This window comes from Sulfitobacter sp. HI0040 (assembly GCF_001634885.1).
Classification (GTDB): Bacteria; Pseudomonadota; Alphaproteobacteria; order Rhodobacterales; family Rhodobacteraceae; genus Sulfitobacter.
On sequence record NZ_LWEX01000208.1, the window covers coordinates 1 to 6898 of the forward strand.

7 protein-coding genes and 3 pseudogenes are annotated in these 6898 nt (G+C 62.1%); all 10 read right to left on the reverse strand.

Going from position 1 to position 6898, the window contains the following annotated elements; translation table 11 throughout:
- Nucleotides 1–142 precede the first annotated feature (142 nt).
- Nucleotides 143–661, reverse strand: a complete 519-nt coding sequence (locus A3728_RS12130) for a type II toxin-antitoxin system YhaV family toxin (protein ID WP_008282927.1) — start codon at nucleotides 659–661, stop codon at nucleotides 143–145.
- On the reverse strand, nucleotides 658–984 hold the full coding sequence (locus A3728_RS12135) for a type II toxin-antitoxin system PrlF family antitoxin (protein ID WP_005668772.1): 327 nt from the start codon (nucleotides 982–984) through the stop codon (nucleotides 658–660). Before A3728_RS12135 ends, A3728_RS12130 begins: the two co-directional genes overlap by 4 nt.
- Before the next feature lie 124 nt (nucleotides 985–1108).
- Complete coding sequence (locus tag A3728_RS12140) at nucleotides 1109–1762, reverse strand: DUF6927 domain-containing protein (protein ID WP_067923936.1); 654 nt, start codon at nucleotides 1760–1762, stop codon at nucleotides 1109–1111.
- Nucleotides 1763–1864: 102 nt separating this feature from the next.
- The gene (locus tag A3728_RS12145; protein ID WP_067923939.1) at nucleotides 1865–2458 is read right to left on the reverse strand and encodes a regulator; all 594 of its coding nucleotides are present in this window, start codon (nucleotides 2456–2458) and stop codon (nucleotides 1865–1867) included.
- Between the two features lie 74 nt (nucleotides 2459–2532).
- Nucleotides 2533–4515, reverse strand: coding sequence for a ParB/RepB/Spo0J family partition protein (locus tag A3728_RS12150; protein WP_067923941.1), 1983 nt, complete (start codon nucleotides 4513–4515; stop codon nucleotides 2533–2535).
- Between the two features lie 155 nt (nucleotides 4516–4670).
- Nucleotides 4671–5060, reverse strand: coding sequence for a DUF3768 domain-containing protein (locus A3728_RS12155; protein ID WP_067923944.1), 390 nt, complete (start codon nucleotides 5058–5060; stop codon nucleotides 4671–4673).
- Between the two features lie 91 nt (nucleotides 5061–5151).
- A pseudogene (locus A3728_RS12160) lies at nucleotides 5152–5358 on the reverse strand (DUF6330 family protein); the annotation flags it as partial.
- A 23-nt stretch (nucleotides 5359–5381) separates the two neighbouring features.
- Nucleotides 5382–6323 carry an ArdC family protein gene (locus A3728_RS12165; protein ID WP_067923951.1) on the reverse strand — a complete coding sequence of 314 codons (942 nt, stop codon included), beginning with the start codon at nucleotides 6321–6323 and terminating at the stop codon, nucleotides 5382–5384.
- Nucleotides 6324–6363: 40 nt separating this feature from the next.
- Nucleotides 6364–6663: pseudogene (locus A3728_RS12170) on the reverse strand (hypothetical protein); the annotation flags it as partial.
- A 53-nt stretch (nucleotides 6664–6716) separates the two neighbouring features.
- Nucleotides 6717–6898 (reverse strand): annotated as a pseudogene (locus A3728_RS12175) (IS256 family transposase); the annotation flags it as partial.

Here is a 6898-nt window from a genome sequence, read left to right on the forward strand (position 1 = left end):
TTGCTCCTCTAGCCCGAGGTGCTGCCTATCCTTTTCCGTCTCAATCATTGTGCTTTCTCCGACCGTATTATCAGCCGATGCTACATCTTCCAGCGGGGCGTCGTAAACGATAATGCCAAAGGGTCACGGCAAGCTGGCCCACTTACCGATCGGGCACCGCTTCAAGGGAAGTTTCGAACCGCTTGCCCGCCGCTGCAGCTTCTTTCAAGAGCGCGTCGAAATTGTCAGGTGGATTGCCATCTTCCAACATCCCTTTGAACGTCGCATAGGCATCCGTCTTGCTGCCGTAGGCGCGCAGGGTCTTGTCGTCGTTCACCCAGGCCACCACGATGACCTTCGCATCGCTGTTGAACCGATAAAACAGCCGATACTGCTGGAAGAATTTCGCCCGGAACCAGTGCTTGCGGTGATCGCCGAGTGTGCCGCCTTGCCGGAAGGCGGCGGCACCCGGATCTGCCGGTATGGCCTCGGTGACCAGCTTGAAGATGGCGGCCAGCCGTTTCGTCGGGTTTTTCTTGCGCCAGGTCTTAGGATCGCGTGCCTTACGCGCCTCGACCTCTTCAATCAGCCCTTCGAGCTGGTCCAGAAAGAGCGGATGCGCATAAATCGACCATCCGTTTACGACAAGGGGCGCTTGGGCGGGCACGCTATCGCCGCTCATTCATCCTCGAGCGATAGCGGCGCATCGAGATCGACGTCAACGTCTCCGACCAGTGCTGCAAGACGGTCATGCAAAGCCCCATCGAACGCCCGAATGCGGTCCGGATGCGCCTTGATATCGGCCTCGACAAAATCGAGAAAGGCTCCGAGCACGGGATCTTCCTCGTCGCTGCGCACGGGCTCGATATAGACCCTGCCACTCGGCTCGGTGCAGTAACGAATCTGGTCGCCCTTGCCCAGCTTGAGCTGTTTGCGCACACCCGCCGGCACGGTCGTCTGATACCGATCCGTGAGTTTCGAGACATCTTGTGCGAGGGCTGTCATGGCAGTCTCCTGAAGAAAAGGTTCTTTGCTACCCGCGATAGGTAATGCGTTTGCATTGCCTTGTCAAGACAAGCCGCAGCATCTGCTGTCGCCGGGCAGGTCGATGAACCGTCCGGCGCAGGACCTAATTTCGCCCCGCCAGGAACTCCGCCAGCACCGGGCTAGCCGCACCTTTCGCGGAGCTGAGCAGCTCCGAGCCCGCAAGCGAGGCCTTCGACAGGCGTACGAGCCCACCAGTTTCCTCGATGCGGTAGCAGCGGCGCTTTTGCCGCCCGCGCCTATAGTGGGTCGCGGTGACAATCTGGCAGGTACTGCCATCGGTGAGCGTCACAGGTGCTGCGAGCTTGATCTTGTCGCCTTCCTCGTAGTCCGGGATCGCAGCCCAGTCCTGGCAGCGCTGGCGCCAGGCATGAGCATAGCTGTCTGGGTCTTTCAGCTCGGACAGCAGGGCCAATAGGCTCAGTGGCGCGCGGGATTCGACCGGTCCCGCGCTTTCCTCCATGTCCTTGTAGCCCCAGCAGCCGTCATCATATCGGGTAAGGAATACGGCGGCGAAAGTGATGGAGCCATCCGCATCGGTGACATAGGTCGTGTCTTCGACAGGGGTGCCGTCGATATTTGTGACCTTTGCCGCCGCGTACCACGTCGAACCCACCTTGCAGGCTTTGACCAGTTCCGTCTTGCGCCTTTCGCCCTCGAAGGTGCACAGCCGAGCAATCTCCGCTTTCTCATCTGCGTAGGTCTGGACGCGGCCGTCGGTGTAGAAGAGCCATCCCATCTCAGAGTCCTTTCTCTCATTGGGGAAATTGTTGTCGCCAATGTCCCGAGAGGGCCGCAGGCCTGGCAGGGTATTGGCGATGCTTGTTTGAGAAAGGGCGCGTTACGCCGCCCTCCGGTCATCGATTTCCATCAGCGCATCGAGCGGCACGCGGTAGGGCTGCATGGCGTCGAAATCTTCGCAATTGCCGCAGTTCTGCACGATCGCGAAGGTGTCGCATGCATCCTTGAGGATGACCCGGAAGGTGCCGCCGAGGCCCGAGGGCACTTCGTAGGTCCCACCGATGAGATAATCCGATGCCCGGCGCACGAAGACGCGGATGCTGTGGCCATCGGTGGCGAGCCGGATGGCCCCTCGCCCCCGGTCGATGAGCACCTGCACGTCATCCAGGATGTCGGTGTAGAACTGGCCGGTCAGATCACGGAACGCAATGCGGCGATGCGCCATCCAGTCTGTATCCCGAAACGGGTTCATGCCATCGGCGAAGGCGAAGGAGGGATCGGCCTGTTCGGTGGTGACGATACGGGTGGTCGTGCCATCGATGCCGTTCGAGCGCAGATGCACACCATTGCCGACGATGAGGATCAGGGCTGGCCTGTCCACGGGCCCGTTCCAGTTGGGCAGGAAGGTTTTGCAGGCGCGCGCATGAGCGATCTGCGCCGCAACTGCGGAGGCAGAGAACTTGAGAATAGCCATGGGGATGTCTTTCTGTTCGGTTTGGAAGAGGGTCGACCCGCGCAGGGAATGCCTCGCGCGGGTCGCGTGAGGACTCAGGCCGCGTGCGCGACCTCGCCGTCAGGTTCCGGGGTTTCCGTGATCGGCGCCGTCTCATCACAGGCGCCACCGGCGGTCTGCATCATCGGCGGGCACCAGGCGGCCACGGCAGCGCGCTGCGCGTCCGTGAGTGTGGCGAAGGGTTCAGCGAAGAGCTTGTCGCAGAAAGCGACGATCTCCTTCTTGCTCGACGAGGCTAGCGTCACCGCCTCCTGCGCCAGACCCAGATCCTCGCCCAGAATCTTCAGGAGCCAGGCCTTCTTGAAACGATTGAACAGCGCCGCGTTCGGCGTCCAGTGGGCGCGGATGTCGGGCATGATCTCGATCTCGAAGTCATGCATTAGGCTGTCGCGCCGAGGATCCCGCGCGAAGCAGGACTGCGTGGTGCTGGCCGTGGCATAGGCCACGAGCTTGGCCTTCTCCCCTGTCTCCAGCGCGCGAAACGCCGCGAACTGATCAGCGGGCGCGCGGGCGTCATCTAGCCAGGACAGATCAAGCGCCTCATGCGCCGCCGCCACCTGCTCGAGCGAGGTCTCGTCGATCTCGTCCATCTTGGCATGGCTGCGGTATTCCTTGCGGGCATCGATCTTGATCGCCTGCGTGACACTCATGCCGCTGGCCAGAACGTCACTGACCAGCTTGAAGAGCGTCAGATCGAGCGTGGCCTCCGGATGCAGCGCCATCGCGGCGCCAAGGGCCATGGCTCGCTCGGTCTTGAGGTCCTCAGCCAGTGAGGCTGGGTAGGTGATTTCGCCCGGGTCCGTGGCCTCCTCCCCCGTCGGGTTACTTGAGGAGCCGCGTGCGCCCTCCTCTTTGACGGTGTCTTCCGGACGGACGAGGCCCTCATGGAGCGTGATCTGCCCACCCTGCCACGACGCGATCACCCCAGACCGCGCGAGGTCCTCGGCGCTGTAGGCCTCCTGCAGGTCGCGGGCTTCCTCTTCCAAGGCGTCCACGCGCTCGTAAAGCGCGTTGTAGGCACCGTCCTCGAGCCCCTCATCCTCCATCTCGAGCTGCAATTTCTCAAGCTCGGCGGTGATCTCATCGATGCGCTTCTGGGCGGCCTCATCCGGCTCGATCGGGCCGGGGTAGACGCGGCCGTAGTCGGCCATGGTCGCGTAATCATAGCGCACCATCGCATCGGCCCAGGCAAAGCCCAGCCTCAAACGGGCCTCTTCGGCGGCGGCACCGAGCTTCTCGAGCAGAATGGTCTCAACCAGTGCCGCATCTTCCAGCACGGAATGCTCGTCCAGAAGGTCGGCCGCGATCGATCCGCCGCGGGCCTCATAGTCCTCACGCACGAAGGCTCCGATATCATCGCTGACCTGCACGCCGCGGGATTTGAGGGTCTGACGGACGGTATAGGCCTGCAGATAGCCGCCGTCCTTCGTGAGCGCCTCGAAAACCTCGCGCTGCGCCTCCTGGCTCGGGTGCTCGGCGAAGGCCTTCATCGTGTCGAGCGTGATCACCTTGCCCCGCGCCGCGGCGCGGATGTCGGGGTGGATCAGGCCATAGCGCAACCGGCCTTTCACGGCCGCTACCGTGGTGCCGAAGGTCTTTGCGATCGTCTCGGGCGTCTGGCCGTCGACCTCCATCATCCGGGCGAAAGCCTCGAACTCGTCGATTGCGTTCATCGGCGCTTGGGTGATGTTCTCGGCGAGCGACAGCGCCGTCGTGACGTCGCACTCCTCCGGCACAAGGCGGCAGTCCACCTTGGTTTTCGCCGTGAACCCCTTGCTGGCCTTGTCAGCGATCAGCTCCTTCAGGGCTGCATGGCGCCGGCCACCGGCGAGGACAGCATATTTGCCGTCAAGCTTCTGAACCAGAAGCGGCTGGAGCAGGCCCAGCACAGCGATACTGGCCTTCAGATGGGCGATGTTTTCGGGGTCATAGGTTTCCGGCGCGTTGCTGCGCACATTGGCGGGATGCGGGACGAGATCGCCGATAGCGACGGTAAGGGGAGCAAAGCATGTGGTCATGGGATATCCTTCCAGGAGGGTGAAGTGTGGCCCGCGCGCTCACGCGCGTGACCAATCCCCGGCTTCAGGGATCACCACGACAAAAGGCCCACTTTCCCTTTGAGGGGTCAGCGGGCCTTCATCGTCTCAGATGTCAGGGTGAGGAGTCCCCTGCCCTACCAGTCGCGCGCCAGCATGATGGTCAGCACGCGCATGGTGGTGGCAGGATTGTCCGGGGTCTCAGCCCCATAGCGGAAGTCCGAGTCTGCTTCATAGAGATCGATCTTCCAGAACACGGTCTCTCCCCGGATCTCGACCGCCCCGAAGTCGTGCCAGCCCTCGGGATCATTCTCAGGCTCGAACGTGGCAAACTCACCGGTTGCCTTGACCGCCTCGGCCATGAAGCCATCGCCGGCCTCCATAAGCGAGCGGGTGACATGCATGCGGCCCTGGATGGGTTGCGCGGGCGGCACCCCAAGGCATGCAAGTTTGCGAAACGCGTCGTTCTGCACCGCGATCACGGTCGGATCCGGACGGTCTAGCTGGGGTTGAACATTCATGGACATGGGGATCTCCTTTGAGAGGTTTGAAACACCCTTCTCAAAGCCCGCTTTTTCTTTTCCGCTTGGCGGATGAATCGAGGCCGAAGGCGCCCCACCCGAACAGCCCTTTGGGTCTGTAATTCGGGTTGGGGATGGTTTCGATCCAGCCGCCTTGTTCTTTGATGCTCTCGAGCGCTGCCGAGAGCGGATAAGCGCCCTCGGCAGCGCTCCACCAATAGGCACCGCGCTTGAAGGTGATGATCTTGCGGCGGCCGTCGTTGAAGCAGGCCACCCGCAGCGTTTTGGGTTCCTTACGTGACATGGGTGTCTCCGTTCTCCGTGCGGTCAGGCGGCCTCGGCACTGCGACCTGCCCTGCCCACCTCCGATCTGGCGATCAGATAATCACAGGCGCGCTGCGCGTCCGCGGCGTGCCGGAAGATCGCGCCCTTGTCCGACCGAAGGACCCGCAACCAGTTGTGCAGGTAGGCGGCATTCATCTCGAGCGTATGCGCCGTGAAGCCGAGCGTCTGACCCAGGAACACCGAGGTCAATTCCGCGACGATCTCCTCGCGCGCATAGGACGTGTTGCCAAACTTCGAGAACCCGAAATCGCGGTTCAGTCGATGCGGGGCTTTCGTGGCATGGGCCAGCTCATGGGCCCAGACCCCGTAGAAATTGCGCGGGTCCTGGAACCGAGTGATGGACGGCATGTAGACCTTGTCCACGGGCGGCAGATAGTACGCTTCCGTTCCCGTGAAGACGGTTGTGATGTCGATGGCATCGAAAAACGCCTGCATGTGCGGGATGGGCTCTGACGGCGGATGCTCGGGCACGGGCTCCGGGTCGGGGAAGAAGCTGTCGGGCAAGCCCTCGATCTGGCAGGCATTGAACACGCGGTAGGATTTCTGGAAGCGGAAGATACGGGCTCCCTCGGAGTGATCATCCGCGTCGCTGCGGTCATGCTCATCGCCGCCGGCGTCCCTCCGGCTTTGACCGTAGTAAACGACGACAGAGGACTTCTCGCCCTTGCGAACCTTTGCGTCCAAGGCATTGGCCTGCGGCAACGTCATCCAGAAGGGAGAGCTGTGGCCCGCCATCACGGTCCGCATCGTCAGCAGGAAGTTGTTCACTCCCTGGTAGGGTTCTCCGCCCACGCGCAGGGGACGAGAGCTGCCACCTGCGGTCCATGGCTTGCGCCACGGCAGGACGCCGCGCTCAATGATACGGATGATTTCGTTTGTGATGACCTCGGAGGCATCGAATTTGGGCGTGCGGGATCGGGCCATGGCTGGCCTCCTTTCGAATGTTGGTGTGAGGGAATGATGATCAGATTGACTGACGGGGCCGCGGATCGTTGACGATCCTCGCGCCGAGCCCTTCGACCATGTCGATGTAGTCGGTCAGCGAGACGGACCTGCCAGGGCCCCAGGGTTCAGAGTCGTCCGATCCGTCCTGCGCCACCCGCGGTAGGTTCGCGAAGGCGATGACATTGGTGACGGGTCGGATATCGATGAAGGGGGTCCCCCGTGCGACCGCAAGAGTGGCCAAGGGAAAGCGCTCGATCGGCGCGAAGGTCGAAACGGTGGTCCAACCGAGATGGATGAATGTCCCGCCCTCTCCGCAGATGGGGAGTGTCATGAACTCTGTGTATCTTTCCCGGCCCATGCGGTTTCAGATACTCAAGCGTCGAAGCGCTCGCCGAACATTATGGCGAACTGGTTGCGGGCTGCAAACCATTCCCGAACATTTCTGCCATCCTTTTCGAACTTGCGGATTGCGAGATAGATCAGCTTGGTCGCGGCCTCGTCGGTCGGGAATGAACCGCGCGTCTTGATCGATTTTCGGATCACGCGGTTCAAGC

Excerpts from the sequence above, each read along its gene's own strand:
- A3728_RS12165 (WP_067923951.1), bottom strand. The coding sequence starts at position 6,323 with ATGGCCCGATCCCGCACGCCCAAATTCGATGCCTCCGAGGTCATCACA.
- A3728_RS12135 (WP_005668772.1), bottom strand. The coding sequence starts at position 984 with ATGACAGCCCTCGCACAAGATGTCTCGAAACTCACGGATCGGTATCAG.
- A3728_RS12140 (WP_067923936.1), bottom strand. The coding sequence starts at position 1,762 with ATGGGATGGCTCTTCTACACCGACGGCCGCGTCCAGACCTACGCAGAT.
- A3728_RS12130 (WP_008282927.1), bottom strand. The coding sequence starts at position 661 with ATGAGCGGCGATAGCGTGCCCGCCCAAGCGCCCCTTGTCGTAAACGGA.
- A3728_RS12145 (WP_067923939.1), bottom strand. The coding sequence starts at position 2,458 with ATGGCTATTCTCAAGTTCTCTGCCTCCGCAGTTGCGGCGCAGATCGCT.
- A3728_RS12150 (WP_067923941.1), bottom strand. The coding sequence starts at position 4,515 with ATGACCACATGCTTTGCTCCCCTTACCGTCGCTATCGGCGATCTCGTC.
- A3728_RS12155 (WP_067923944.1), bottom strand. The coding sequence starts at position 5,060 with ATGTCCATGAATGTTCAACCCCAGCTAGACCGTCCGGATCCGACCGTG.